The 26,748-nt window shown below is 69.0% G+C and carries 23 protein-coding genes; 8 read left to right on the forward strand and 15 right to left on the reverse strand.

Features of this window, described 5'->3' with window-relative positions; genetic code table 11:
• The first annotated feature begins 185 nt into the window (after positions 1-185).
• The 4 genes from E7742_RS16910 (at position 186) to E7742_RS16920 (ending at position 3,548) form a co-directional block, all read left to right on the forward strand.
• Complete coding sequence (locus tag E7742_RS16910; protein ID WP_254699046.1) at positions 186-914, forward strand: TetR family transcriptional regulator; 729 nt, start codon at positions 186-188, stop codon at positions 912-914.
• A gap of 179 nt (positions 915-1,093) precedes the next feature.
• Positions 1,094-2,251, forward strand: a complete 1,158-nt coding sequence (locus E7742_RS16915) for an acyl-CoA dehydrogenase (protein ID WP_137799995.1) — start codon at positions 1,094-1,096, stop codon at positions 2,249-2,251.
• Between the two features lie 172 nt (positions 2,252-2,423).
• Positions 2,424-2,552: a hypothetical protein gene (locus E7742_RS23660; RefSeq protein ID WP_302660023.1), complete on the forward strand. Its 129-nt coding sequence runs from the start codon at positions 2,424-2,426 to the stop codon at positions 2,550-2,552.
• A 147-nt stretch (positions 2,553-2,699) separates the two neighbouring features.
• Positions 2,700-3,548, forward strand: coding sequence for a 3-hydroxybutyryl-CoA dehydrogenase (locus E7742_RS16920; RefSeq protein WP_137799996.1), 849 nt, complete (start codon positions 2,700-2,702; stop codon positions 3,546-3,548).
• Positions 3,549-3,611: 63 nt separating this feature from the next.
• Here E7742_RS16920 and E7742_RS23665 read toward each other — a convergent pair whose 3' ends face one another.
• The 4 genes from E7742_RS23665 to E7742_RS16935 form a co-directional block, all read right to left on the reverse strand.
• Positions 3,612-3,740: a hypothetical protein gene (locus tag E7742_RS23665; RefSeq protein ID WP_302660024.1), complete on the reverse strand. Its 129-nt coding sequence runs from the start codon at positions 3,738-3,740 to the stop codon at positions 3,612-3,614.
• 218 nt (positions 3,741-3,958) lie between these two features.
• A complete protein-coding gene (locus tag E7742_RS16925) occupies positions 3,959-4,639 on the reverse strand; it encodes a hypothetical protein (RefSeq protein ID WP_137799997.1) in 681 nt (226 codons plus the stop codon).
• A gap of 59 nt (positions 4,640-4,698) precedes the next feature.
• Positions 4,699-5,508 carry an RsiV family protein gene (locus E7742_RS16930; RefSeq protein ID WP_137799998.1) on the reverse strand — a complete coding sequence of 270 codons (810 nt, stop codon included), beginning with the start codon at positions 5,506-5,508 and terminating at the stop codon, positions 4,699-4,701.
• A gap of 44 nt (positions 5,509-5,552) precedes the next feature.
• On the reverse strand, positions 5,553-6,050 hold the full coding sequence (locus tag E7742_RS16935; RefSeq protein ID WP_137799999.1) for a hypothetical protein: 498 nt from the start codon (positions 6,048-6,050) through the stop codon (positions 5,553-5,555).
• Positions 6,051-6,202: 152 nt separating this feature from the next.
• On the opposite strand from E7742_RS16935, the gene E7742_RS16940 reads away from it, so the two are divergent.
• Positions 6,203-7,666: an MFS transporter gene (locus tag E7742_RS16940; protein WP_137800000.1), complete on the forward strand. Its 1,464-nt coding sequence runs from the start codon at positions 6,203-6,205 to the stop codon at positions 7,664-7,666.
• A 9-nt stretch (positions 7,667-7,675) separates the two neighbouring features.
• Here the strand turns inward: E7742_RS16940 and E7742_RS16945 are convergent, their stop codons facing one another.
• From E7742_RS16945 to E7742_RS16980, 8 genes are all read right to left on the reverse strand, one after another.
• Positions 7,676-9,109, reverse strand: a complete 1,434-nt coding sequence (locus tag E7742_RS16945; protein ID WP_175420514.1) for an amidase — start codon at positions 9,107-9,109, stop codon at positions 7,676-7,678.
• 96 nt (positions 9,110-9,205) lie between these two features.
• The gene (locus tag E7742_RS16950) at positions 9,206-10,195 is read right to left on the reverse strand and encodes an ABC transporter ATP-binding protein (protein WP_137800001.1); all 990 of its coding nucleotides are present in this window, start codon (positions 10,193-10,195) and stop codon (positions 9,206-9,208) included.
• Positions 10,195-11,268: an ABC transporter ATP-binding protein gene (locus tag E7742_RS16955; RefSeq protein WP_137800002.1), complete on the reverse strand. Its 1,074-nt coding sequence runs from the start codon at positions 11,266-11,268 to the stop codon at positions 10,195-10,197. The genes E7742_RS16950 and E7742_RS16955 overlap by 1 nt, the downstream gene beginning before the upstream one ends.
• Positions 11,265-12,371: an ABC transporter permease gene (locus E7742_RS16960; RefSeq protein ID WP_137800003.1), complete on the reverse strand. Its 1,107-nt coding sequence runs from the start codon at positions 12,369-12,371 to the stop codon at positions 11,265-11,267. Before E7742_RS16960 ends, E7742_RS16955 begins: the two co-directional genes overlap by 4 nt.
• A complete protein-coding gene (locus E7742_RS16965; RefSeq protein WP_137800004.1) occupies positions 12,364-13,317 on the reverse strand; it encodes an ABC transporter permease in 954 nt (317 codons plus the stop codon). Before E7742_RS16965 ends, E7742_RS16960 begins: the two co-directional genes overlap by 8 nt.
• Positions 13,318-13,382: 65 nt before the next feature.
• Positions 13,383-14,993, reverse strand: coding sequence for an ABC transporter substrate-binding protein (locus tag E7742_RS16970; RefSeq protein ID WP_137800005.1), 1,611 nt, complete (start codon positions 14,991-14,993; stop codon positions 13,383-13,385).
• A complete protein-coding gene (locus tag E7742_RS16975) occupies positions 14,990-16,690 on the reverse strand; it encodes an amidohydrolase (protein ID WP_254699047.1) in 1,701 nt (566 codons plus the stop codon). Before E7742_RS16975 ends, E7742_RS16970 begins: the two co-directional genes overlap by 4 nt.
• Positions 16,691-16,837: 147 nt before the next feature.
• On the reverse strand, positions 16,838-17,548 hold the full coding sequence (locus tag E7742_RS16980; RefSeq protein WP_137800006.1) for a GntR family transcriptional regulator: 711 nt from the start codon (positions 17,546-17,548) through the stop codon (positions 16,838-16,840).
• Between the two features lie 517 nt (positions 17,549-18,065).
• On the opposite strand from E7742_RS16980, the gene E7742_RS16985 reads away from it, so the two are divergent.
• Positions 18,066-19,670 carry an ABC transporter substrate-binding protein gene (locus E7742_RS16985; RefSeq protein ID WP_137800007.1) on the forward strand — a complete coding sequence of 535 codons (1,605 nt, stop codon included), beginning with the start codon at positions 18,066-18,068 and terminating at the stop codon, positions 19,668-19,670.
• A 95-nt stretch (positions 19,671-19,765) separates the two neighbouring features.
• Here E7742_RS16985 and E7742_RS16990 read toward each other — a convergent pair whose 3' ends face one another.
• The 3 genes from E7742_RS16990 to E7742_RS17000 all read right to left on the reverse strand — a co-directional run bounded on the left by E7742_RS16990 (position 19,766) and on the right by E7742_RS17000 (position 23,194).
• Positions 19,766-21,493, reverse strand: a complete 1,728-nt coding sequence (locus E7742_RS16990) for an N-acyl-D-amino-acid deacylase family protein (RefSeq protein WP_137800008.1) — start codon at positions 21,491-21,493, stop codon at positions 19,766-19,768.
• On the reverse strand, positions 21,486-22,463 hold the full coding sequence (locus tag E7742_RS16995; protein WP_137800009.1) for an alpha/beta hydrolase: 978 nt from the start codon (positions 22,461-22,463) through the stop codon (positions 21,486-21,488). Before E7742_RS16995 ends, E7742_RS16990 begins: the two co-directional genes overlap by 8 nt.
• Before the next feature lie 110 nt (positions 22,464-22,573).
• Entirely contained in the window at positions 22,574-23,194 is a 621-nt protein-coding gene (locus E7742_RS17000; RefSeq protein WP_137800010.1) for a TetR/AcrR family transcriptional regulator, read from the reverse strand.
• 97 nt (positions 23,195-23,291) lie between these two features.
• On the opposite strand from E7742_RS17000, the gene E7742_RS17005 reads away from it, so the two are divergent.
• Positions 23,292-24,914 (forward strand): flavin-containing monooxygenase, encoded by a 1,623-nt coding sequence (locus E7742_RS17005; RefSeq protein ID WP_137800011.1) that lies wholly within the window; start codon positions 23,292-23,294, stop codon positions 24,912-24,914.
• Between the two features lie 110 nt (positions 24,915-25,024).
• Complete coding sequence (ilvD, locus tag E7742_RS17010) at positions 25,025-26,731, forward strand: dihydroxy-acid dehydratase (protein ID WP_254699048.1); 1,707 nt, start codon at positions 25,025-25,027, stop codon at positions 26,729-26,731.
• Positions 26,732-26,748 lie beyond the last annotated feature (17 nt).

A 26,748-nucleotide genomic window follows, 5' to 3' on the forward strand; every position in this document is an offset into this window, starting at 1 on the left:
CGCGCTGCCGTCGCCTGACGATCACTTCCTCGGGCGGAAGCCGTCCCCGACTGGCAGCGCCTATGTGCAGTATCCGCCCGACGCGCAATACGGTCCAGATCGGCAGGTCAGGCAAGTCGGACGAGGCGGGGCAGCCGCCGCGTGGACGATCCGGCCACCGCGACGCGGCGTGGATACTGGCACGCATGAGTGAGCGCGGCGAGGCCGACAACAACGGCGAAACCGACGATTTCCGGGTCCACGTGGCGACCCAGGCCATCCGGCTGTTCGCCCGGCACGGATACGAAGCGACGACCGTCGACCAGATCGCGGCGGCGGCGGGCGTCTCGCGCCGCACGTTCTTCCGGCAGTTCCGGTCGAAGGAGGACGTGATCTTCGCCGACCACGAGTCGCTGCTCGAGCAGGCGTCGGAGTACCTCGCCGGGGACACCGACGATCCGTGGGGCGCGGTGTGCGAGGCGGCGCACCTGGTGTTCGGCCGGTTCCGCGAGAATCGGGAACTGTCGGTACGGCGCTACCAGGTGGTGCAGCGGGTACCGGCGCTGCGGGACCGCGAGCTCGTCACCGGTTACCGCTACGAGCGACTGTTCACGGACTATCTGCGTCGGGCCGTGCCCACCGCGGAGCCGCTGGACGTCGTGGGGTTCGCTGCGACCGTGACGGCGTGCCACAACTATCTGCTGCGCGCGATGATCCGCGGCGACGAGAGCGCCACCGCCGCGAAGCTGCAGCGCACCCTGGTCGAGATCCGTCGCAAGTTCGGGGTGGCGACCGACGACGAGCCGGCCGCCCGCCCGGATCGCGGCGCCGACACGTCGGTGACCGTGGTCACGTACCCGGCCGGAATGGCCCCCGACGAGGTCGCCCGGCGGGTGCGGCGGCAGCTGGAGTCGCCGGACGTCCGCGAGCCTTGACTGGCACTTAGTGCCATGCTTCACTGGAAGCATTAGTGGACCACCGTGCACAATCGGCGCAAACAAGCCGACGAGTACGCCACAGTACGACGAACCGCCGTGGCACTGAGTGCCCAGACACTCGGCAGCGGCAGAACGCCAGCGACACCGACCGTCCCGCACACCCGAGGAGCGTCCCCATGGCCGGCAATCCCGACTTCCCTCTCTTCCAGCTGAACGAGGAGCACGACGAGCTGCGGGCAGCGATCCGCGCTCTCTCCGAGAAGGAGATCGCGCCCTACGCCAAGGAGGTCGACGAGAACGCCCGCTTCCCCGAGGAAGCGCTCACCGCGCTGGTCAACTCCGGTTTCAACGCCATCCACGTCCCCGAGGCGTACGACGGCCAGGGTGCCGACTCGGTCGCCGCGTGCATCGTGATCGAGGAAGTCGCCCGCGTGTGCGGCTCGTCGTCCCTCATCCCCGCCGTCAACAAGCTCGGCACCATGGGCCTGATCCTCAAGGGCTCCGACGAGCTCAAGAAGCAGGTGCTGCCCCAGATCGCCGAGGGTGCGATGGCGTCGTACGCGCTGTCCGAGCGTGAGGCCGGGTCCGACGCCGCGAGCATGCGCACCCGCGCCAAGGCGGACGGCGACGACTGGATCCTCAACGGCTCCAAGTGCTGGATCACCAACGGTGGCCGGTCCACCTGGTACACCGTGATGGCGGTGACCGATCCCGACAAGGGCGCCAACGGCATCTCCGCGTTCATGGTCCACAAGGACGACGAGGGCTTCGTCGTCGGTCCGCTCGAGCACAAGCTCGGCATCAAGGGCTCGCCCACCGCCGAGTTGTACTTCGAGAACTGCCGCATTCCGGGTGACCGCATCATCGGCGAGCCGGGTACGGGCTTCAAGACCGCGCTCGAGACGCTCGACCACACGCGTCCCACGATCGGCGCGCAGGCCCTCGGGCTCGCGCAGGGCGCGTTCGACGCGGCCGTCGCGTACACCAAGGATCGCAAGCAGTTCGGCAAGGCGATCGCCGACTTCCAGAACACGCAGTTCATGCTGGCCGACATGGCCATGAAGATCGAGTCGGCCCGGCTCATGGTGTATACCGCCGCGGCCCGCGCCGAGCGCGGTGAGAAGAACCTCGGTTTCATCTCCGCCGCCGCCAAGTGTCTGGCCTCGGACGTCGCGATGGAGGTCACCACCAATGCCGTGCAGCTGTTCGGCGGCGCCGGCTACACCACCGACTTCCCGGTCGAGCGCATGATGCGCGACGCCAAGATCACGCAGATCTACGAGGGCACCAACCAGATTCAGCGACTCGTGATGTCACGCGCACTGCTCAAGTGACGCACATTTCCGCTGCGACGGGTTCCTCCGTGCGCGCGAACGCGCGTTCAATGGGGGTGCGGTACCGCGCGGTGCCGCGGTAGGTGACAGCACGGTTCGAACCGGACACTGCTCTTCGGGCAGCACGGTCGGGGGCCGGTGCCGTGACCGACGCAGGAGGAGTTGAGTGCACATGGGTTCGACCGACATTCTCGGGAATCTGGTGAGCGTCCTGGGCCAGTTGATGGGCCTCATGGGCGGCCAGGGCAACGGAGGCGGTGGCTTTCCGGGCGGTCTCGGTGGAGGCAGCCTCGGCAGTTGACCGGTTTCGACCCGTTCGCGGTACTCGTCACCCCGACGTCGTAATCCGACGCCGGGGTGACGTGCGAGCGGCCCCGGGTAGCAGAATGACCTTCGACAGCACGGTGTCCCGGCGACACCGTGAAGAGACGACAGTGGAGATTCGACTGTGGAGCTAGTGGGTGTGATCGGTGGTGGCACGATGGGTGCCGGCATCGCCGAGGTGTGTGCCAAGGCCGGCAGCGATGTGCTGGTCCTCGAGACCAAGCAGGAGTTCGCCGACGCCGCCCAGGCTCGTATCGCGAACTCGATCGGCAAGGGTGTCTCCCGGGGGAAGATCTCCCAGGAGGAGGCGGACGCCGCCATCGCCCGGGTCCGGGTCACGCTCGACATCGAGGAGTTCGCCGACCGGGACCTCGTGATCGAGGCCGCGCCGGAGATCGAAGCGCTGAAGTTCGAGATCTTCGGCAAGCTCGACAAGATCGTCAAGCCGTCCGGCATCCTCGCCACCAACACCTCGTCGATCCCGGTCATCAAGATCGCCAACGCGACCGAGCGTCCGTCGCAGGTAGTCGGTGTGCACTTCTTCAATCCCGTGCCGGTGATGCCGCTCGTGGAGATCGTGGTCAGCCTGGTCACGTCCGAGGAGACGGTGGACGCGGTGACGGAGTTCGCCCGCAACACGCTGGGCAAGAAGGCCGTTCGGGCGGGCGACCGTGCCGGATTCATCGTCAACGCGCTGCTGATCCCGTACCTGTGCGACGCGGTGCGGATGCTCGAGTCGGGCTACGCGTCGGCCGAGGACATCGACGAGGCCATGAAGGGTGGCTGCGGCTACCCGATGGGCCCGTTGACGCTGCTCGACACCGTGGGCCTCGACGTCGCACTGGCGGCAGCCGAGTCGCTGTACGCGGAGTTCGCACAGCCCAACTACGCACCCCCGGCACTGCTCCGCCGCAAGGTGGACGCCGGGCACCTCGGCCGCAAGACCGGCCAGGGCTTCTACAGCTACAAGTAGTTCCACACGCAGCAGCCCCGTCGCCGACCGGCGACGGGGCTGTCGTGCGTTCGCGGACGCAGCTCAGCTGAAGGCGGCGAGCGCGCCCACCAGGCTCAGAATGGCGCCGAAACCACCGATGACGGTGCCGATGCCGCTGACGACCGGCTGGATCTGCTTGATCAGGGCGAGATCAGCGTCGGAAGAACCCATGTCGAAAACTCCTCACAGTGATGGTGTACGTACGGTTGCACGTCCGATGTGCTGCACGGCGCTCACGACGGTACGCAAGAACTCCGCGCAGAGATTCTGGGAGACAGACGATTTCACTTCCGACCTGCTCGAATCTCCGTGAGTAATATTCACGTGACCCGGCAACGGTTCCGGAACGATCCGGTGTCGAAGAGACGAACAGCTGCCGTCGAATCGGGTCAGTCGACCCGCAGCGAGCGCAGCGTCCGGACCACCGCCGACAGTGGAAACTGCCTGTCCGAGTAGTCGTAGTTGGGAACGCGCCCGTTTCCCAGGTTGAAGTAGACGCCGGCCTGACCGATCGTGGGCAGCGGCGCGGCCGCGCTCGTGTCGCAGACGATGCACGGATACTCCGCGAACAGCGCGGTGAGCCGCTCCACGTCCGACCGCGAGATGCGGAATCCGGGATCGACCAGCGACTGCAACTCCACCTGGAAGTACTCGACGCCGGCGCCGACGAGCCGATCCAGGTGCTTCCGTTCGTCCAGCAGGTGCACGTCGTCCTTCAGTACGAACAGGCCGTTGGCGATCTTCGGCACCGCAAGGCGCGACAGCAGCTCCAGTTGTTCGTCGACCGCCGCCTCCTTGGGGGCGTCGACCGCAGTGAACTCGAAGTAGGCGGGCCGCAACGACTCGACGGCGTCGACGACCTCGTCCGGCGTGTACCCCGCCGAGGCGTCGACGTACAACGACGTCGGCCGTTCCACCGTCTCCTGCAGGTCGGTGAACGTCGCGGCGTCGACGACGCGTCTGTCGGTCGCCGCGGGGTCGCCCAGACCGATGCCCACGATGTCCACGATGTCCACCCCGCGCAGCTTCTCCGCCTCGAGACGAGAGACCACCTGGTTCACCTTGATCATTGCCACCTCCGCACAGCACCGATTCCCAGATCGTAGGTGGACACGATCGGCCGGCTCGATCAGCTCGACACGACGCCGAGGAGTTCCGGTGCCACGACGTCGGCGAGGCGATCCCACGGGACGGTGACGACGATCAGGCCGATCGCGTGCGGGCCCACCTGGTAATCGTCGAAGTGGATCTCCATCCCGGCCGGCGTGGCCACCCAGTTCGCGAAGTTGTCCCGGGTCGGCTCGATGCCGTCCCGCTGGAACTCGGGGCCGGCAGCCGTGGCCGGCAGCAGGCGCGCGGATTCCTCCGACAGTCGCACGAGGCCGGCCTGCAGGTCCGGGAAGAGTCGGTCGAGGGTGATCGGCTGGGCATCGTCGCCGATCACCACGGTGGCGACCAGCGGGGTGGGGTGCGCGCCCGGCGGATCGGCGTTCCACGACGTGACGAGCAGTCCCGAGAGGACGCGGGAACCGATGTGCACCACGGCGGACCGATCCGTCGAGCTGAGCGTGAAGCGGCTCTCCTGCCAACCGTCGATCTGGTCCTGCAGCGCGGCGCGCATCGACTCGTCGAATTCCGCGGCGACCGCGGGGTCACCGCCCTCGACCTGCGGCACCGTCACGTCGTACCGCGCGCGGCCGTTGTCGCCGACGACTCGCACGGTGGTGGCGGTGTAGCCGGCCGCGGCGGCGGCGGGCACCGTGGCACTCGACGACGCCGGCGGGGGCGACGACGCCGGCCCCGACGCGGCCGCCGGCGGCGACGGTGTCGTCGTCGCGTCCGGTGCGTTCTCGGCGGCGCCCGAGCACGCGGCCAGCGCGCACAGGCACCCGGCCGCCGCCACCGCGACGGCGCGGCCGAGGATCGAGGTTCTCGTCATCGCCCTATCATCGCCGCGGGCGCCGCCGGCGGCGCGGCGAGACCTCACGCGCACGCGGGCGAGTGCAGACCCGCCAGCGCGACGATGTTGCACGCGTTGTCCTGCGTCAGTTTCCACACGCCGTCCTCGGCGACGAAGGTGAAGATGCTCTCGGGTCCGGGCTGACCGTCGAGCGTCACGACGGTGTTGGCCGCAACTGTGCCGTCGCCCAGGTCGGTCACCTCGGTGACCTGCGCGGAGACCTTGTTGGCCTGGGCCGCCGCCACCACCTGATCGACGAGCTGCGGGTCGTTCTGCGCGCCCTGGACCAGCACGACCTTCTCGGCGGCGGGGACGGTCTCGTCGAAGGCCCGCGCCAGATCGGCATTCAGTTCGGCCGCCGTCGGCGCCGGGATCGTCGGTGGACTCACGGTCGTCGGGGGCACCGGCGGGGGCGGGTCGGGGTCGTCCGTCCCGCCGGAACAGGCTGCCGTCACCAGCACCGCACCGCACACGACCGCGACCGCACCGGCCCGCAGACGTCGTTCCCCCCTCGCGTACATGCCACTCCCCTCGCCCGAGTTCACTGCCGGATGCGCAACGGTAGAGGCCCCGGTGGACGGAGGCGCCCGATCTGGGCGCGCGCCGCGCGACTCTTACTGTCTCCTCACGATTTCGCTTCCGCCGCCGACCCCGGGCGCGGACCATCGAAGACATGACGGCTCCGGCGCTGCACCTGAAATCCTCACGGGGCCGCTGGGTGGTGTCCGCGACCGTGCTCGGTTCGTCCCTCGCGATGCTCGACGGCACCGTGGTCAACGTCGCGCTGCCCCGGATCGGCACGGACCTCGGTGCCGAGGTCTCGGGCCTGCAGTGGGTGCTCAGCGGCTACACCCTCACGCTGGCCGCCCTGATCCTGCTGGGTGGCGCGCTGGGCGACCGGGTGGGCCGCCGCCGCGTCTTCGTCTGGGGCACGGTGTGGTTCGCGGTCGCGTCGGCCCTGTGCGCGCTCGCGCCCGACGTCTCCGTGCTGGTCGCCGCGCGCCTGCTGCAGGGTATCGGCGCGGCGCTGCTGACCCCGGGCAGCCTGGCGATCATCTCGGCCTCGTTCGACGACGACGACCAGGGCGCGGCGATCGGCCTGTGGTCCGGGCTCGGCGGGGTGGCCGCGGCGGTGGGACCGCTCCTGGGCGGGTGGCTCGTCGAGGTCGCGGGCTGGCGGTCGGTGTTCCTGATCAACCTGCCGTTGGCGGTCGCGGTGGTGTGGGTGTCGGCGCGGCACGTGCCCGAGACCCGGGACCCGCACCCGCCGGAGCGCCTCGACGTCGCCGGAGCCGTCCTCGCCGCCCTCGCGTTGGGTCCGCTCACGTACGGGCTGATCGAGACGACCGCGTGGGCGGTGATCGCCGGGGTCGTTCTCATGGTGGCGTTCGGCGTGGTCGAGCGGCGGTCCCGGTACGCGCTGGTCCCGGGCTCGCTGTTCGCGTCCCGCGTGTTCGTGGCCGCCAACCTGGTGACCCTCGCGGTGTACGCGGCGCTCGGTGGTGTCTTCTTCCTGCTGCTGTTGCAGCTGCAGATCGTGTCGGGTTATTCGCCGTTGGCCGCGGGGCTCGCGTCGCTGCCGATCACGATTCTGATGTTGCTGCTGTCGTCGCGGGCCGGGCGTTGGGCGCAGGTGCACGGGCCCCGCATTCCCATGACGGTCGGTCCGCTGCTCGGCGCCGGGGGCCTGCTGCTGATGCTGCGGATCGGTCCCGGAGCGTCGTATCCGACGCAGGTCCTCCCCGCGGTCCTCGTGTTCGGGCTGGGGTTGTCGGCGCTCGTCGCCCCGCTCACCGCGGCCGTCCTCGGCTCGGTGTCGTCGGATCAGGCCGGCATCGCGTCCGGTGTGAACAACGCGGTCGCCCGCACCAGCCAACTGCTCGCGGTCGCCGCGCTGCCCGGGCTGGCGGGGATCGGCGCGGACGCCCTCGCCGATCCGGACGCCTTCGCGGCCGGATTCCGGGTCGCGATGCTCATCTGCACCGGCCTGCTCGTGATCGGCGCGGCGCTCTCCGCGGTGATGATTCCCCGGAAGGCCGCACCCGAGGCACCCGCCGAGGAGACGGCGGGCGAGTGGGTCGCGTGCAGACCGCACTGCGACGTCACCGCGCCCGCCGTCCAGCCTCCCGAGCGTTGATCCGGTGGCTCAGCCCGCGACCGCGGGCCACGCGGCGGCGGTGCTCCACGGGTACGCGGCCTCGAGCTGCGAGGCGATCCGGATCAGCAGATCCTCGCGCCCGTGTGCGGCGACCAGCTGGGCGCCCAGCGGCAGACCGATCGAATCCTTGCCCAACGGAAGCGAGATGGCCGGCTGCCCGCCGCTGTTGAACGGGGACGTCAGCGCGCCGTACGTGCCGGCGTGCTGCCACATCGCCTCGAGGTTCATCGCGTCGAGCAGACCGAGCTCCGGCGTCGGCGCACCGAGTGTGGGCGTGAGCAGCAGGTCGTACTCGGTGAAGTACCGGCCGATCTCCCGCGCGGTGAGCTCGAGCGCCGAGTAGGCGGCCGACAGATCGGTCACCGAGGCGCTCTTGCACCGCTCGTACTGCACGCGCGCCATCGTCTCGAGGTCGTCGTCGGCCAGTTCACGACCGAGCTCGGCCAGCCGGTGATCGATCTCGACGGCCATGGGCGCCGACATCAGGTACTGCATCGCTGCCCCCAGCGCCTCCGGGTGGAAGACCGGGGCCGCCGTCTCGACGTGGTGTCCCAGCTTCTCGAGCAGAACCCCCACCTCGGACGCGACCGCGGCGCAGTCCGGGTGCACGGGCTCGCCACCCGGCATCGTCGTGGTGATGCCGATCCGCAGCGTGCCCGGGTCCGCACCCACCTCGTCGACGTACGGGCGGGCCGGCGGGGCGATGCCGAACGGGGCCCCCACCGCCGGACCGGCGGTGAGGTCGAGGAGCAGCGCGGTGTCGCGCACACTGCGGGTCACGGCGTGCTCCACCGACATCGGACCGGCGAGCGGTGAACCGGACGGCATCCGTCCGCGGGACGGCTTGAGGCCGACGAGCCCGTTGGCGGACGCGGGAATTCGGATGGACCCACCGCCGTCGCTGGCATGGGCGGCCGGTGCGATACCGGCGGCGACGGCGGCGGCCGAGCCACCGGACGACCCGCCGACGCCGTGCGTGAGACGGCGCGGGTTGCGGGTGGGACCGAACAGCACCGGTTCGGTGCTCGCGTTCTGCCCGAACTCCGGGGTGTTGGTCTTGCCGATGATCACCAGGCCCGCCCGGCGGTAGCGCGCCACCAGTTCGGTGTCCTGCTCGGCGACCCGGTCGGCGAACAGCCGCGAGCCGTTGGACGTGGGCAGCCCGGCGACGTCGGCGTGCAGATCCTTGATCAGGAACGGGACGCCGCGCAGGGGCCCGTCGGGCAGTCCGGCGTCCACCTCGGCAAGGGCCTGCTCGGCGCGCTCGCTCACCACCGCGTTGATCGCGGGGTTGCGTTCGGCGAGCCGGCCGAGGGCGAACTCCACCACTTCCCGGGCGGAGACCTCACCGTCACGGATCGACGCCGCCAGTCCGGTCATGTCCTGACCGTCGAACACGCTCTCCACCGACTTGCCTGACATACCTGCTCCTCCACTTCCGCGTTGTGCGCACTTATCGCTCTTCGAGACCCCGATTTCTCGCGACAAGTGCGCAAAACGCGAGAGGTGGAATGTGTGTCAGACGTTGTGGCAGGCCACGTAGTGGCCGTCGGCGACCTCGCGCAGCAGCGGTTCCTCCGCCGCGCAGCGCTCCGTCGCCAGGGGGCACCGTGTGCGGAACCGACACCCGGACGGCGGATCGAGCGGCGACGGCAGGTCGCCCTCGATCTGCGGGGTGGTGTCGGATTCGCCGCGCAGGACGTCCGGGTCCGGGATGGACGCCAGCAGCAGCCGCGAGTACGGATGCAGGGCACGATGTTCCATCTCGCGGCTCGGCGCGATCTCGCACACCTTGCCCAGGTACATCACCATCACCCGGTCACTGATGTTCTTCACCACCGCCATGTTGTGGGCGATGAAGATCATCGTGAGCTCGAACTCGGTCTTGGTCTTCTCGAGCAGGTTGAGGATCTGGGCCTGCACCGAGACGTCCAGGCTGGACACCGGCTCGTCGCAGATGAGGACCTTGGGCTTGAGCATCATCGCGCGGGCGATGCACACGCGCTGGCACTGGCCGCCCGACAACTCGCCCGGCAGCCGTTCCCACACCATGTCCGGATCCAGCCCCACGGCCTGCAGCAGGTCCCGGCCGAGCTGATCGAGCCGTTCCTTGTTGCGCTGGCCCCACATGCGGGGGCCCTCGGTCACCAGATGCTTGACCTTGCGGCGCGGGTTCAGCGACGAGATCGGGTCCTGCATGATCATCTGCATCTGTGCCCGGATCTTGCGCAGCGCCGACGGGCTCAGCGTCGTCAGTTCGATGCCGTCGATCTCGACGCTGCCGGACTTCGGCGCCGGCAACTGCAGGACGGCGCGGCCCGCGGTGGACTTGCCGCAGCCCGATTCGCCGACGATGCCGAGCGTCTCGCCCGGGAGCAGATCGAAGCTGATGTTCGAGACGGCGTGCACCGTCTGCCCACGGCCGGTGGGGAACTCCACCACCAGGTTCTCGACCGCGAGCACAGGATTGTCGTCCTTGCGCAGGTGCGCAACTCCACTACCGGCCATCAGATGGTCTCCACTTCGAGCTCACGATCGTTGGCACCGACGGTCCCCGGCACGCCGAGGTCGGTCACGCCGGCGCCGTCCAGCGGGAAGTGGCAGGCCACTTCGTGCGGGTGACGGGCGCCGACGGTGTCGGGGGCGGCGGTCAGGACCGGCACCACCTCGAGACACGTCTGCTGCGCGTACTTGCACCGGGACGCGAAGGCGCATCCCGTGGGCGGCTTGGTCATGTCGGGCAGGCCGCCGTCGATGGACTCGAGGCGGGTGTGCGGTTCCTGCTCGAGCCGGGGCACCGCCGCCAGCAGGGCCTCGGTGTACGGATGCCGCGGATTGGCGAACAGCTGCCGCGTGGGTGCCGTCTCGACGATCCGACCCGCGTACATCACCGCGACCCGGTCCGTCTGGCCGGCAACGACACCGAGGTCGTGGCTGACCAGGATGCCGGCCATGCCCAGCTCGGTGCGCAGCGAATCGAGCAGCTCGAGGATCTGCTTCTGGACCGTGACGTCCAGCGCAGTGGTCGGCTCGTCGGCGATCGTCAGTTTCGGGTCGCACGCGAGGGCCATCGCGATGACCACGCGCTGACGCATACCACCCGACAGCTCGTGCGGGTACTGGTCGATGCGCCGGGTGGGCTCGGGGATGCGCACCTTGCGCAGCAGCTCGATCGCGCGCTCGCGGGCCTGGGCCTTGTCCATGCCGAGATGCGCACGCAGGGACTCGGTGATGTGGGTACCGATCCGTTTGAACGGGTTGAGCGCCGACATCGGATCCTGGAACACCATCGCGATGTCGTTGCCCCACAGCTGCTGCTGCTCCTTGCGCGTGAGCGCCTGCATGTCCCGGCCCATGAACTGCACCTTGCCGGTGACGGTGGTGCCGCCACCGTTCGACACGAGCCCCATGATGGTCTGCCCCAGAACGGATTTGCCGGAGCCGGACTCGCCGACCAGGCCGAGGGTCTCACCGGCGTCGAGCTCGAGCGAGACCTGCTCGACGGCGCGGAGTTGCCCCCGCTTGGTGCGGAACCTGGTGGACACAGTGTCCACCGTCAGGATCGGTTCGTTGCTGCTCACAGTTTCACCTCCCGGGTACCACCGGTCTTCTTCTGGGCCTTCTCGCCGACCATGTTGAACGAGAACACCGTCAGGAACAGGAACAGGCCGGGCACCAGCACGATGTACGGATGCTGCTCGAAGACGTTGCCCTGGCCTTCGGAGATCATGTTGCCCCACGTCGGCGACGGCGGTTGGATGCCGAGTCCGAGGAAGCTCAGCGACGCCTCGGCGACGATCATCACGGAGATCATCACCATGCCGAGCGAGGCCAGCGGCAGCGCGACGTTGGGCGCGATCTCCCGGACCATCACCCGCAGCTTCGTCGCGCCCATGGCCCTGGCGGCGAGGACGAACTCGCGTTGGGAGAACACGAGTGTGTTCGCTCTCGCGATGCGCACCATGCTGGGAATCGCCAGGATCGCCAGCGCGAGTGAGATGTTGCGCAGGTTCGGCTCGAGCACCGACGCGAGCGCGATCAGCAGGATCAGCGCGGGGACCGCGAGCAGCGAGTTGGTCAGTACGCCGATGACGCGGTCGACCTTGCCGCCGAAGTAACCGGCCACGATACCGATCGCACCGCCGACGATCATGCCGATCAGCACCGCGGCCACCGCGACGATGAGCGACGAGCGGGCACCGTAGATCGAGCGGGCCAGCATGTCGAGGCCGAAGTTGTTGGTGCCCAGCGGATGTGCCGAGAACAGGCTCGGCTCGGCATAGCTCTTGGCGCTGAGCGTCTTGGTGGTGTCCTCGTGCTCGGCCAGCGGCAGCAGCGGGGCCAGCACCGCCGCCGCGACGAGCGCCACCAGCCACACACAGGACAGGATGAAGGTGAGGTCGAAATCCGAACCGAACCGCGCCAGCCCGAGGCGGCGCACACCCATGTACAGCGCGGTCAGACCGACCAGGAAGATCACGACCCGGGCGCCGAAGACCAGCAGCGGCGCCAGGCCGATCCCGGCCGCGACGACGCCCACCACGGTGAGGATCGTCCCGATGCGGTACAGGTTGCGGCGTTCGGCGAGATCCGACGCGTTGGCCAGTTCCTCCGCGTTCGCGTCGTCGAGCACCCGGCCCGTGATGGCCGGCATCTCGATGTCGTCGGTTGTCGTCTCAGACATGGGCTCGTCGGCTCCTTGGGTCGAGGTATCCGTAGGCGATGTCGATGACGCCGTTGGCCACCACGTAGATGACGGCGATGACCAGCACCGCGCCCTGCACCATCGGCATGTCACCCTGTTGCGCCGCGCGGACGACGAGCGAGCCCATGCCCGGCAGCGAGAAGAGCGTCTCGACGATGACGGTGCTGCCGATCATCGAGCCCAGCACGATGCCGAGCATGGTGATCAGGGAGAACGACGACGGGCGCAGGGCGTCACTGAAGAGCAGCCGCGCGTTCGACATGCCCTTCGCCTTGGCGACGAGGATGAAGTTCTCCTTGAGCGTCATGACCAGGTCGCTGCGCAGGATGCGGGTGAACATCGCCATCTCCAGCAGGCTGATCGCGATCGCCGGCAGGATGGCGTGGTAGAGGTTCTGCCCCAGTCCTTCCGACATGCGGACCCACTGCGACCGCGGGAACCATCCCAGGTAGTTCACCATCACCATGATCAGCAGCAGACCGGACAGGAAGCTCGGGATCGACAGCACGCCGAACGTGCCCGCGCCGATCGCGCGGTCGATCCAGCTGCCCTGGTGGCGAGCCGAGTACATGGCCAGTGGCACCGCGACGACGATCGCGATGAACAGACCCATCACCGCCAGCTGGAGGCTGACCGGCATCGCCGCGCTGATGCTGTCGGTGACCGGCCCCTGCGGCGGGACCATCGAATTGCCGAGGTCGCCCTGCAGCGCCCCGGAGAGCCAGTGCCAGTACCGCGTCAGGAAGGGGTCGTCGAGGCCCATCTCGGCGCGCACCCGCGCGTAGTCCTCGGGTGCGTGGCCCTCGCCGAGTATCGCGACCGACGGATCGCCGGGGATGAACGATACGAGAGCGAACGTGCCGAGACTGACGATGAAGAGCACCACGACCAGTTCGATCACCTTGTCGATCACTGTTCGCGCCATCGCGTCATCGCCTCCTTCCTGTATTCATGGGGCGTCCCAATCGGTGTGTTGTCATGGAGCTGTGTCTAGGACGCGGAATCGGAAGTGATCCAGGCATTTCCGAACAGCATGATCCCGTCCGCGCTGGGTGTGATGCCGTGCGCGTTCTTGCTCCACGGGATGAAGTACTTACCGGCGTTGACCACGACCACCGGGGCGGTCTCGTTCACGACGGTCTGGATGTTCTCGAGCACCGCGCGGCGCTCGTCCTCGGTGGGCGCGGTCTGCAGCTTGCCCAGCAGCGCGTCCATCTCGGGATTCTCGTAGCCGAGCACGTTGGACGTCGACTCGCTGTAGAAGTTGCCGTACATCCGCACGAACGGGGACTCCTCGAGGATGTTGAAGCCGGCGTAGCCGATGTCGTAGTCGTGCTGGACGTACATGGTCTTGACCAGATCGTTGATGCTGGTGGTGTAGACGATGTCGACGGTGAAACCGACTGCCTGCAGCATGGATTGGAAGGCCAGCGCACTCTGCTGTGTCGCCGGATCGTTGAGGCCGACGTACGTGAGCTTGCCGTCGTAGCCGTCGGCCTTCGCCTCGGCGAGCAGCTTCTTCGCCGCCTCCGGGTCGTAGCCGGTACCGGCCACGTCGCCGTGCCACTGCGACCAGTCCTGGAACATGTCCGAGCCCGGCGTCCCGTAGCCGGCCTCGACCCGCTGGTTGAAGGTCTCGGGGTTGAACGCCGCGACGATGGCCTTGCGGACCCGCTCGTCGGAGGCCGCGCGCCCTTCGCGCTGGTTGATGTTGCCGACTCCGCCCATGTTCACGGTGTAGACGTAGCCCACGTCTCCCGCCTCGAGGGCGTTGTGGACCACCTCGGCACCCCGCAGATACGCCGCCTGGATCCCGCCGGTGTGCAAGGCGTCGAGCTTCGCCTGCTCACTGACGATCGCCGGGAACCGCAGCTTGTCCAGGTGCGGCTTGCCGTTCCAGTACGTCGGGCTCGCCGTCAGCACCAACTCGTCCTGCGATGCGAACTTCTCCACCGTGAACGGGCCGGCACCGACCGGGGTGAACTTCCCACCCGCCGTCGACGACGGCGCCACCACCATGCCCGGCCCCGTGGTCAACAGGATCGGGAACTCGTTCCACGGCTGCTTCAGCGTGAACACCACCGTCGACGCATCCGGGGCGGCGACGTCCGCGACACTCGCCTTCCACACCTGCGTGTGGGTGCCCTTCTTCTCCAGATAGTGATCGATGCTCCACCGCACCGCCGCCGAGTCCACCACCGTGCCGTCACTGAACGTGGCACCCTCGCGCAACCGCAACGTCCACACGGTGTCGTCGTCGTTCGCGGTGAGCGACTGCGCCAACTGCGGGCGGTACTCCCGGGTCTCGGGATCGTAGCGCATCAACAGGTCGTAGATCGCCGCCATCTCGCTACCGCCCGTGGCGCCACCGTCCTGCCGATCCGCCGGATCCAGGCTGCTCACCCCGTTGTACGTCGCATACGACAACGAGCCACCCGACACCGGCTCCCCACCGTCCGGCTGCTCACCGACCAGCCCCGTGGTCACCTCCGACGCATCGGTCGCCGAGCCGGAGCCGCCGGCGCACCCGGCCAGCAGCACCGTCGACGCGGCCAGTGCGGTCACCAGCGTTCCGACCCGAGCCCATGACGATCGCTTCATGCGAACCTTCCTTCCCGAGCTCCAGCGAACGCCGCGTCGATCGACTGATCGGCGGCGTGGACGACTCGGTCTCCGACGACCGTGGCGAGCACCGTGATGTCCTTGATGTGGGTGGCGTCGCACGTGACGGGGTCCGCGTCGAGCACGACGAAATCGGCGAACAGACCCGGCGCGATCGTGCCCTTCGCGCGCTCCTCGGCGCCGAGGCGGGCGGCCGACGAGGTGTAGCCGGAGACCGCCGTCAACGCGTCGATCCGCTGGTCCGCGCCGAGCACCGCGCCGCCCCGGGTCACCCGGTTGACGGCCGTGTGGACGGTGAACAACGGATCGACCGGGGTGACGGGGCTGTCGCAGTGCAGGGCGAACCGCAGATCCGCCCGCGTGATCGACGCCAGCGGGCTGATCCGGCTGCCGCGGTCCGGGCCGAGGAAGCGGTCCCGGTGCCGGTCGCCCCAGTAGTAGACGTGGTTGACGAACACCGATGCCGCGACGCCGAGCTCGCGCATGCGCTCGATCTGGTCCTCGCGCAGCGTCTGTACGTGTTCGAGCCGGTGCTGCAGACCCGGCGCCCGGTCGGGGCCGCCCGCCGACGCCGTCGCCTTCTCGATCGCGTCCAGCGCGAGATCGATGGCGCGGTCACCGTTGGTGTGGATGGCGACCTGCACGCCCGCCGCGTGGCAACTGGCGACCATCCGGTCGAGATCACCGGGGGGAATCGCCATGTCGCCGCAGTGACAGCCTCCGAGATCGTGATACGGCTCCGAGAGCGCACCGGTGTGCAGCTGGATCGACCCGTCCGAGATGAGCTTCACCCCACCGACACCCAGGTGGTCGTCGGGGTCCGGGAGCACGGCGTTCCCGACGCCGAAGCCGTCGATCGTCCCGAACCCCATGTACAGCCTGCCGCGCAGCGGCAGCTCGCCCGCCGCTCGCAACCGCCGGTACGACTCCACCATGGCGGGGGTGACGAACATGTCGTGGAAGCTCGTGACCCCCACCGACGCCATCCGCGCGAGCGCTCGGCGCAGCGCGTCGTCGAGGTCGGCGGCCGCCGGGACGGAGTCACTCGGGTCGACGACCAGCCGCATGGCCGGAATCTCCCGGAACTCGCCGGTGGGGTTGCCGCCCGCGTCGCGAACGATCACTCCGCCCTCCGGGTCCGGGGTGTCCCGGTCCACTCCGCGCGCCTGCAGCACGAAGGAATTGACGTACAGACCGTGCCCGGACAGGTGCCGGACGACGATCGGCCGGCCGGCGTCGGCCCGGTCGAGATCCGCCGCGGTCAGTCCGCGGTCGTCCGCCACGAGGCTGTCGTCGAATCCGGAGGCCTGCACGGGCTCCCCGGGGGCGCACTGTGACGCGCGAACGGCCAGTGCCGCGATGAGCGATTCGATGTCCGGGCACGCATCGACGCCGGCATCCACATCGATGCCGCTCGCGCCCGACATGTGCGGGTGGACATGGGTTTCGACGAAGCCGGGCAACACCGCCCGGCCGTCGAGGTCCACCACCGTGGTGTCGGGGCCCGCCAGCGCCCTGATCTCCGCATCGGATCCCACCGCGACGAAGCGTCCGTCACGGACCGCGAAGGCCGTGACGCCTTCGACTTCCGTCATCGTTCGCACGACGGCGCCCAGGTAGATCCGGTCGGGATGACGCCCGTCCGCGAGCGGACGTGCTGCCGAACAGTCGACCACTCGACCTCCTCCTGAGATGTGGATCACACGCTGCTCCGAAGAGGCTAGCTCACAATAGAATTCATGTCAGTATTCGGGGCCAAAGTACTGCCGAGTAGCTTTCGGGCCGGCGGAGGCCGGCCGCGAGACGTGACCCCCCGGGGTGCGTCAGAGCCGGTCGCCGGACGACCCCACGGACGTGGCGACGCGATATCGACCCGCGGGGTGAGTGTGGATCGCCACCGCATCCATGGCGTCACCGGAACTGAAGTAACGGTGCACCACAACCAGTGCAGCACTTCCCTTTTCGACACCGAGGGCCGACGACACCGCAGCCGAGACGGTGTCCGCGACCACCTCCTGGGAAATCCGCTGACGCACCAGGTTGGCCATGTCGAACCGACCCGTGAGCAACATCCGCCGATAGGGCAGATCCGCCCGCAGATACAGCTCGCTCCAACAGAACGGCTCGATCGGGGAGCCCAGCAGCTCGCGGACGCCCGACACGCAGTACCACTCCGAGTCCGGGGGCACTCCGATGCGCCGAGCCAAATGATCGTCTGCCGCAACAATATTGGTAATCGGGTCGCGAATCCTCGTCCGCTGCACGAACGCGAGCATCTCGGCCCGGGTGGAGACGAACGCCTCGTACCCGTCGGCCGGTGCCGGCGCTGCGACGGTGGTACCGGCCCCTCTACGTCTGCTGATGAGACCGGCGTCCTCGAGGTGTTTCAGCGCCTGCCGCACGGTGCCCCGGGCGAGCGAACGACTCTCGCACAACTCGAGCTCGGTGGGCAGCTTGTCGCCCACCCGGAACTCGCCCGCCTTGATCCGCGCGATCAGTTCCTGAGCGAGGATCACGTGCTGTGGGTCCGTCACGTCCCAGGGGCTCTCCGTATCCGCACGGCGAGGGGTAACGCATGCACATTCCGGTACATCGAGCGAACCCTCCCACCTCGGTGCCGGTCACCGAAACCGCTCCGCCGACCACGAAATGGCCGACGACCTGCGAGAACGGGACGGGATCTTTGTCTATACAAAACTGCGTCCCGACAATCTAGGACGCATTTCTCACTTCCGCAAGAGTTCGGCGTGGATCGGCTGCCCGTCAACTGTTCGACAGTGTGCGTGCCGGCTCGGACACGGCGCGGACGCCGTCCGAATATGTCTGGGACAGTGCGGATCACCGAATCGTCCATTTCCTTGTGCACCGCTGTTGCGCCGGTTAGAGTCCGTGTCGCAACGGACCGACCGGCGGTGGACGTCGGCGCCGTCAGCACTCGGCGACCGGGCGCTCTGCCCTGTCGGGGCCCGAGATGTCAACTCGATCAGGCGGACGCGCTGTTTCAGCCCGTACCGGCAGGCGGGTGTCACCCCGAACCGTGGAGGTTGCTTCATGAGCAAGTATTCGAGAAGGGTCAGCCGGATGCTGGCGATGGTCGCGATCGGCGCCGTCGCTCTCACCGGCTGCGCCAACGCCGAAGGTGACAGCCAGGACGACTCGTCCGGCGCCACCACGACGGCGTACGGCATCCTGGGCGACCAGGGTGACGGCGGCACTCCGGTGTCGGGCGGGACCCTGAGCTTCGCGTCGTACGCTCCCGTCACGAGCCTGGATCCGACCGTGACCCAGCCGGCCGGCGCCACGGGCGGCACCGAGATGGCCGCGGTGTACGACGTGCTGATGCGCTACGACACCGGTTCGCGCACCTTCGAGCCGCAGCTGGCGAAGTCGTTCGAGGAGAGCCCCGACTTCCTGACGTGGACGCTCAAGCTTCGTGACGGCGTGACGTTCAGCGACGGATCGCCGCTCGACGCGAACGCCGTCGTCGCGAGCATCAACCGCTACAACCAGCGTCGTGGCGCCAACTCGCAGGTGTACACGCAGATGGTCAAGAGCACCGAGGCGCGGGACGCCTCGACGGTGGTCTTCACCCTCAACCAGCCGTGGCGCACGTTCCCGGCGATGCTCGCCTACGGGCACGGCATGATCGTCGCGCCGTCCTCGCAGCAGGGTGACAAGTTCACCCCGATCGGTGCGGGCCCCTACACGGTCGTCAACCTGCAGCCGCAGCAGGAGCTGCAGTTGAAGGCGCGACCGGACTACTGGGGCGGCGCCCCCAACCTCGAGGGCCTGAAGTTCGTCGCGATCGCCGGCGAGCAGCCCAAGATCGACGCCCTCAAGACCAACGGCATCGACGCGATCTACCTCCGCAACGCGGAGACCGTGAACGCCGCGAAGGCCGAGTTCCCCGGCTACATCGAGACGACCAGCATGTCGATGGTCGGCCAGCTCAACGGTGCGCCCGGCCGTCCCGCCGCCGATCCGCGTGTGCGCCAGGCGATCGCGTTCGCCGTCGACCCCGAGGTCCTCAACCAGCGCGTGCGCGCCGGTGAGGGCATGCCGGGCTCCGACATGTTCCAGCCGTGGTCCGAGTGGTTCGGCGGCACCGAGGGCATCTCGCCCGACGCCGCCAAGGCCAAGGAACTGCTCGACCAGGCCAAGGCCGACGGCTACAACGGCAAGCTCACGTACGTCGGTGTCAACGACCCCGATGCACAGCAGCTCGCGCTCGCCGTCCAGGCGCAGCTCAACTCGATCGGCTTCGACGTCTCGCTCGAGACCACGAGCAGCATCACCGACATGGTCAAGCGGCTCTACATCGACCGCAACTACGACATGAGCTACGGCGCCTACAGCATCGCGGACGTCGCGCCCGAGATCCGGCTCTTCAGCTCGCTGTCGAGCACCTCGACCAACAACATCCTCGGCTACAAGAGCCCGGAGATGGACGCCCTCCTCGCGAAGGTGCTCTCGGCTCCGGACGAGACGGCCAAGCGTGATGCGATCGTCGAGATCCAGAAGCTCGTGAACAACGACCAGCCCTTCCTCTCGTGGGGCGCCGGCGTGAACTACATCGCATGGTCGGACAAGGTGTACCGCGCGAACCCGACCGTCGACGGAATCATCCTGTTCGACAAGGCGTTCAAGAAGAACTGACGTATTTCCCGGTCCGGGACGCCCCGACGCCGGACACGTGGGAAGGCCCCGCCACTGCAGCAGTGGCGGGGCCTTCCCCGTTCGGTCCCGTCCGGTCAGGTCGTGGCGGTGGGGGTCGGCTGCGCGCCGCGGACCAACCGGCCGGGCAGCGCCCCGGTGTGCCGGCCGTCCTCGAAGACCACCTCACCGGCGACGATCGTCGCCACGTAACCCGTCGCGGTCTGCATCAGTCGGCGGCCACCGGTCGGCAGGTCGTACAGCACCTCCGGACGGTCGGCCTGCAGTCGTTCGAAGTCGATCACGTTGATGTCGGCGCGGTAGCCGACGTCGAGCCGGCCGCGATCGAGGAGGCCGACCACCGCGGCGGTGTCCACGGTGTGCCGCTTGACGAGCCACTCGACGGGAAACCGACCCCCGCCCTGTCGATCCCGCCCCCAGTGCGTCAGCAACGTCGTCGGGAAGCTGGCGTCGCAGATGGCCCCGCAGTGCGCGCCGCCGTCCCCGAGCGCCGGCACGGTGTCGGTGCGGGCCAGCATCTCCCGGACCGCGTCGAGGTTTCCGGCCGCGTAGTTGAGCATCGGGAAGTAGAGTAGACCGCGACCGTCCTGCGCCATCATCGCGTCGTATGCGACCTCGGCGGGGCGCACGCCGGTACGTTGCGCCAGCGCGGCAACCGAATCTTCGGGTCCCGGTTCGTAGTTCGGTGGATCTCCCAGCAGGTACACCTGGTCGAACCGAGTGGACAGCCGGGTGACGAACTCGCTGTCGGTCTCGGGCCCCTCCGCCAGGATCGCCGCGCGGATCTCCGGCCGACGCAACTGTTCCACCCGTTCATCGCGCGGGAGATCCGCGAGCGGCCGGTAGCTGGGGCACGTCATGAACGGGTGCCAGCTCAGCTCCCACCCGAGCATGACACCGACGGCACGCGGCGCAACCTGTCCGATGATCGGAACCCCCTGTCGCGCAGCGATATCCGCCAAACCGTCGAGGAGGCTGCGCCACTTGTCGGGCACCCGGTCGCTCTGCACGATCGACACCGAGACGGGGCGCTGCGCGGCCTCCACGACGGCGCTCACGAATTCCATCTCCTCCGGCTCGTCCATGAAGTCGGAGATGAAGTCGATGACGCCGGCACCGGCCTTCGCCAGGCCCAGAGCCATACCGGTGAGCTCCTCGCGGGACGCGGTGAGGCTCGGGGTCGGCTCGCCGGTGGAGCTCTTGTGCACGGCCGAGCGGGACGTGGACCATCCCAGCGCACCCGCCTCGACCGCCTCGGCCACGAGATCGCGCATGCGGTCCATCTCTGCCTCGGTGGGCCGGGCGCTGTGGTCGCCGCCGCGCCGGCCCATGACGTACGTGCGCAGCGCTCCGTGCGGCAACTGCGCCGCGAAGTCGATCGCGTGCGGGGTGTCGATCGCGTCCAGGTAGTCGGGGAACGACTCCCAGTTCCACGTCATCCCCTCGGCCAGAACACTTCCGGGAATGTCCTCGACGCCTTCCATGAGGCTGATGAGCCAGTCCCGCTGCTCCGGCTTCACCGGCGCGAAACCCACGCCGCAGTTGCCCATGACGACCGTGGTCACTCCGTGCAGCGACGACGGTGTCAGCAGCGGGTCCCACGTCACCTGTCCGTCGTAGTGGGTGTGGATGTCGACGAATCCGGGGGTGACGAGCTTGCCCGACGCGTCGATCTCCCGGCGTCCGGGCTCGGGCACCTCGCCCACCGCGCTCACGCGGCCGGCGTCGACGGCGACGTCCGCGGCCCGCGGCGCGGTCCCCGTCCCGTCGACCACCAGCCCGCCGCGGATCACCAGATCATGCATGGACGCCTCCCTGGGTCGCGCGCTCCTGTGCGCCTCGGTGATCGAACAGTGCCGCGGCAGCCCGGACGATCCTGGCGGCCGCATCGGCGGCCGCGGCCGACACGCCGGTGAACTGCAGGAACCCGTGCGGCAGCGACGGGAACTCGAGCAGCTCCACCGCGACGCCGCGAGCCGTCAGTCGCTCGGCGTACTCGACCCCCTCGTCGCGGAGGGGGTCGTGCCCGCCGACGACCACGACGGTGGGCGGCAGCCCGGACAGATCGGTGTCCCGCAGCGGGGATACGAGCGGTGACGAGCGGTCGGCCGCGTCCGGGCAGTAGTGATCGAGGAACCACGCCATCTCCCGGGTACCCAGGAAGACGCCGGAGTTCGCGGCGTACGACTCGCGCCCCAGGTCCGTGTCCACGACCGGGTAGATCAGTACCTGGCCGATCACGTCCGGACCGGCCCCGGTTCGGGACCGGGCCGCACACACGGCCGCCAGGTTGCCTCCCGCACTGTCGCCGGACACGACGACGGGACCGGTCAGGCTCTCGGAACCCGCTGCCACCCAGTCCATCACGGATTCCGCGTCGTCGATCGCCGCCGGGAACGGATGCTCCGGGGCGAGTCGGTAGTCCACACTCACGACGGCCACGCCAGCTTCGTCGGCGAGCATCCGGCACGTCGCGTCCGCGTAGTCCAGATCACCCGTCACCCACCCGCCTCCGTGGAAGTGGACGATCGTCCCCGCCGCGGTCGACGCCGACGGCCGGTACAGCCGCACCCCCACTCCGGCACCGATCCGATGCGTCGAGACCTCCGCGACCTCTGGGCCGGGGGCGCAGGACTGCGCCGAGCCGCGGACCCGCGCGCGGGCGTCCTCCGGGCCGAGTTCCACCATGGGCGCGAGCCCCGAGTTCGCGACCGCGGCCGCCACCGCGTGCAGTGCGGGGTCCAGATCGGTTCGAACGTGTTCGCCACTTGTCATGAATTAGAATCTAACTCTAGTCTGCTGGTATGACAACGGTCACAATGTGGAGCGATTCCGCCTCGATGTGGCTGCGACGGTTGGTTTCTCGTGACCGCGCGGGCCGCGGTTCAGGCCTGCACGCGCTGCGCGAAGACCAGGTCGACGGTCCGGTCGAGCAGGCGATGCACCTCGGCGACGTCCTGCCGCCCGAGCCCGAACAGGATCAGTTCGTGGGCGAGCACCGCGGTGACGATTGCGACGATGTCGGCCGCGTCGTCGGCCGGCAGGTCCGGGAGATGGTCGCGGAAGGACGCGAGCACCCGCGCCGAGAACTCGGCGAAAAGCGCGCGCACGATCGGGTCGGTGGACTGGCGCAGCACGTTCTGCAGTCGCAGGAAGGTCGGGTACTGCTCGAAGCGCTCGACCGAATGGTGCAGACGGATCCGCATCCGCTCGGCCGGCGGCAGCCCCGGGTCGGGAGCCGCGCCGTGCTTGATCGGGTCGCTCTCGGACCAGTCGAGCAGCACCGCCGCGTAGAGGTGCTCCTTGGACCCGAAGTACCGGTAGACGGTTCCGAGCGCGACTCCGGACCGTTCGGCGACGTCGCGAATCTGGATGCGCTCGAAGTCGTGGGCCACCAGCAGCTCGCTCGCCGCATCGATGATGCGACGGCGCCGCTCCCGCTGCCCCTTCGGCAACGCTGCCGGGTCGGGCAGCACCGGCCGGTCCGATTGCTCGCCTGCACCCACGCTCGTCAGTCTCCCCTCGCAGCCGCCGTCCGGCGGGACGGCTCCCCCGAATGCTACTGACCCCCGATTCCCCCACCGAGAGACGAGGTCCGTCACCATGTCGAACACCACGCCACCCGATCCCGATTACGACGTCGTCGTGGTAGGGGCCGGATTCGCCGGCCTCTACGCCCTGCACAGCCTGCGCCGGCGCGGGCTGAGCGTGCGCCTGTTCGAGGCGGGTGACGGCGTGGGTGGGACGTGGTTCTGGAATCGGTACCCCGGCGCGCGGTGCGACGTCGACAGCGCCGACTACTCGTACTCCTTCGACGACGACCTGCAGCAGGAATGGGTGTGGACCGAACGCTATCCGACACAGCCGGAGATCCTGCGCTACCTCGAGCACGTCACCGACCGGTTCGGGTTGCGGGAGGACATCACGTTCGGCACCCGTGTGGTGTCGGCGCACTTCGACGAGGCCGACGGGCTGTGGACGATCGGCACGGCGGCGAACGCGGCCGTCACCGCCCGCTGGACGATCATGGCGACGGGTGCGCTCTCGGCGGCCCGTCTCCCTGACACCGCCGGCCTGCAGTCGTTCGGTGGACGGATCCTGCACACGGCGCAGTGGCCCACCGGCGGTGTCGATCTGCGCGGCCGACGGGTGGGCGTGATCGGCACCGGCTCGTCGGGTGTCCAGGCGATCCCGCTCATCGCCCAGCAGGCGGATCGGCTCACGGTATTCCAGCGGACACCGGGGTTCGTGATCCCGGCCCGCAACCGTCCGCTCCGGACCGACGAACTGGCCGCGATCAAGGCCGACTATCCCGCCCGGCGCCGGTTGCAGCGCGAATCGCACGGTGGATGGATCCTGCCGCCTCCCGTGGGAGCCGCTCTCGAGACCGCCCCCGAGGTCCGCACCAAGGAGTACGAGAGCCGTTGGGCTGCAGGTGGTCTGGCGTTCCAGACCACGTTCGGGGACGTCATGACGAATCTCGCGGCGAACGAGACCGCCGCGGAGTTCGTCCGATCGAAGATCCGCGAGACCGTGTCCGACCCGGCGACGGCGGAAGCGCTGTGCCCCACGGGATATCCGTTCGGCGCCAAGCGCGTCTGCATCGGCACCGACTACTACGAGACCTACAACCGCGACAACGTCGGACTCGTCGACCTGCGCTCCGACCCGATCCGGGAGATCGTGCCCGAGGGTGTGCGCACCGAGTCGGGTGTGCACGAACTCGACGCGCTGGTGTTCGCCACCGGATTCGATGCCCTCACCGGGGCCCTCGGCGCCGTCGACATCCGCGGGCGCGGCGGGGTGACGCTGCGCGAGTCCTGGCACGACGGCCCGCGCACGTACCTGGGTGTCGCGGTGGCCGGGTTCCCCAACCTGTTCGTCATCACCGGTCCGGGCAGCCCCTCGGTGCTCTCGAACGTCGTGGTCTCGATCGAACAGCACGTCGAGTGGGTCGTCGACTACCTCGACCACATGCGCGCGAACGGTGCCCGGTTCGCCGAGGCCACGACGCAGGCGCAGGACGCGTGGACCGAACACCTCACGACGGTCGCGGACGGGAGCCTCTACCTGCGGGCCGACTCGTGGTATCTCGGCGCCAACGTGCCGGGCAAGCCGCGGATCTTCATGCCGTACCTCGGGGGCGTGGGCAACTTCCGCGCGCTCTGTACGCAGATCGCGGCCGACGGCTATCGCGGGTTCACCACGTCCGCCGACCTCGCCTGACCCGCCGACAGGGCGTCCGTCGTTCGCCGGAGGCATGCCGTCACCCGGCCGGCGATGGTTACATGGACCGGAACACGCATCCGTGACGACCGATCGTTGGGAGCAGCGCCGTGACCACGCCGCAGGACACCCCGGACATCAAGCCGCGCAGTCGGGACGTCACCGACGGCCTCGAGAAGACCGCCGCCCGCGGCATGCTGCGCGCCGTCGGGATGGGCGACGACGACTGGGACAAGCCGCAGATCGGGATCGGCTCGTCGTGGAACGAGATCACCCCGTGCAACCTGTCCCTCGATCGGCTCGCGGGCGCCTGCAAGGACGGCGTGTTCGCGGCCGGCGGCTACCCGCTCGAGTTCGGCACCATCTCCGTCTCGGACGGCATCTCGATGGGGCACGAGGGCATGCACTTCTCGCTCGTGTCCCGGGAGGTGATCGCCGACAGCGTCGAGACGGTGATGCAGGCCGAACGCCTCGACGGCTCGGTCCTGCTGGCCGGCTGCGACAAGTCGCTGCCCGGGATGCTGATGGCCGCCGCCCGGCTGAATCTGGCGAGCGTCTTCCTGTATGCCGGTTCGATCCTGCCCGGTGTCGCGAAACTGTCGGACGGCACCGAGAAGGAAGTCACGATCATCGATGCGTTCGAGGCGGTGGGGGCGTGCTCGCGTGGGCTGATGAGCCGCGAGGACGTCGACGCGATCGAGCGCGCCATCTGCCCTGGGGAGGGCGCGTGTGGCGGCATGTACACCGCGAACACGATGGCGTGCGCGGCCGAGGCGCTCGGCATGTCGCTGCCCGGCAGCGCCGCTCCCCCGGCCACCGACCGCCGTCGCGACGGCTTTGCCCGACGCAGCGGGCAGGCCGTGGTGGAACTGTTGCGCCGCGGCATCACCACCGCCGACATCCTCACCAAGGAGGCGTTCGAGAACGCGATCGCGGTGGTCATGGCGTTCGGCGGATCCACCAACGCGGTGCTGCACCTGCTCGCGATCGCCCACGAGGCCGAGGTTCCGCTGACGCTCGACGACTTCGCCCGCGTCGGTGCCCGCGTCCCGCATCTCGCGGACGTCAAACCCTTCGGCCGCCACGTCATGATCGATGTGGACCGCATCGGCGGTGTCCCGGTGATCATGAAGTCGTTGCTCGATGCCGGTCTGCTGCACGGCGACTGCCTCACGGTCACCGGCCGCACCCTCGCCGAGAATCTCGCCGAGATCGCTCCGCCCGACCCGGACGGCAAGGTGTTGCGGGCGCTCACCTCTCCGATCCACCCGACCGGCGGCATCACGATCCTGAAGGGATCGCTGGCGCCGGGTGGGGCGGTCGTGAAGTCCGCGGGCTTCGACTCGTCGGTGTTCGAGGGCACCGCGCGGGTGTTCGACCGCGAACGCGCCGCGATGGACGCGCTCGAGGACGGCACCATCACGGCCGGCGACGTCGTGGTGATCCGCTACGAAGGCCCCAAGGGCGGACCGGGCATGCGGGAGATGCTGGCGATCACCGCCGCGATCAAGGGCGCGGGCCTGGGCAAGGACGTCCTGCTCCTGACCGACGGCCGGTTCTCGGGTGGCACCACCGGACTGTGCGTGGGCCACGTCGCCCCCGAGGCCGTCGACGCCGGACCCATCGCGTTCGTGCGCGACGGCGACCGCATCCGGCTGGACGTCGCGAACGGCGTCCTCGACCTCGTGGTCGACGACGAGGAGCTCGCCACCCGCCGGAGCGGGTGGGAGCCCCTGCCGCCGCGCTACACGCGCGGGGTGCTGGCCAAATACACCAAGCTGGTCGGTTCCGCCTCCGGCGGCGCCGTGTGCGGCTGACCTCCGGCCGCATCCGG

Source organism: Rhodococcus sp. SGAir0479, assembly GCF_005484805.1.
Classification (GTDB): domain Bacteria; phylum Actinomycetota; class Actinomycetes; order Mycobacteriales; family Mycobacteriaceae; genus Prescottella.

Coding starts and splice junctions, on each gene's coding strand:
- E7742_RS16910 (WP_254699046.1), top strand. CDS start 186: ATGAGTGAGCGCGGCGAGGCCGACAACAACGGCGAAACCGACGATTTC.
- E7742_RS16915 (WP_137799995.1), top strand. CDS start 1,094: ATGGCCGGCAATCCCGACTTCCCTCTCTTCCAGCTGAACGAGGAGCAC.
- E7742_RS23660 (WP_302660023.1), top strand. CDS start 2,424: ATGGGTTCGACCGACATTCTCGGGAATCTGGTGAGCGTCCTGGGCCAG.
- E7742_RS23665 (WP_302660024.1), bottom strand. CDS start 3,740: ATGGGTTCTTCCGACGCTGATCTCGCCCTGATCAAGCAGATCCAGCCG.
- E7742_RS16925 (WP_137799997.1), bottom strand. CDS start 4,639: ATGATCAAGGTGAACCAGGTGGTCTCTCGTCTCGAGGCGGAGAAGCTG.
- E7742_RS16930 (WP_137799998.1), bottom strand. CDS start 5,508: ATGACGAGAACCTCGATCCTCGGCCGCGCCGTCGCGGTGGCGGCGGCC.
- E7742_RS16935 (WP_137799999.1), bottom strand. CDS start 6,050: ATGTACGCGAGGGGGGAACGACGTCTGCGGGCCGGTGCGGTCGCGGTC.
- E7742_RS16940 (WP_137800000.1), top strand. CDS start 6,203: ATGACGGCTCCGGCGCTGCACCTGAAATCCTCACGGGGCCGCTGGGTG.
- E7742_RS16945 (WP_175420514.1), bottom strand. CDS start 9,109: ATGTCAGGCAAGTCGGTGGAGAGCGTGTTCGACGGTCAGGACATGACC.
- E7742_RS16950 (WP_137800001.1), bottom strand. CDS start 10,195: ATGGCCGGTAGTGGAGTTGCGCACCTGCGCAAGGACGACAATCCTGTG.
- E7742_RS16960 (WP_137800003.1), bottom strand. CDS start 12,371: ATGTCTGAGACGACAACCGACGACATCGAGATGCCGGCCATCACGGGC.
- E7742_RS16965 (WP_137800004.1), bottom strand. CDS start 13,317: ATGGCGCGAACAGTGATCGACAAGGTGATCGAACTGGTCGTGGTGCTC.
- E7742_RS16970 (WP_137800005.1), bottom strand. CDS start 14,993: ATGAAGCGATCGTCATGGGCTCGGGTCGGAACGCTGGTGACCGCACTG.
- E7742_RS16985 (WP_137800007.1), top strand. CDS start 18,066: ATGAGCAAGTATTCGAGAAGGGTCAGCCGGATGCTGGCGATGGTCGCG.
- E7742_RS16990 (WP_137800008.1), bottom strand. CDS start 21,493: ATGCATGATCTGGTGATCCGCGGCGGGCTGGTGGTCGACGGGACGGGG.
- E7742_RS16995 (WP_137800009.1), bottom strand. CDS start 22,463: ATGACAAGTGGCGAACACGTTCGAACCGATCTGGACCCCGCACTGCAC.
- E7742_RS17005 (WP_137800011.1), top strand. CDS start 23,292: ATGTCGAACACCACGCCACCCGATCCCGATTACGACGTCGTCGTGGTA.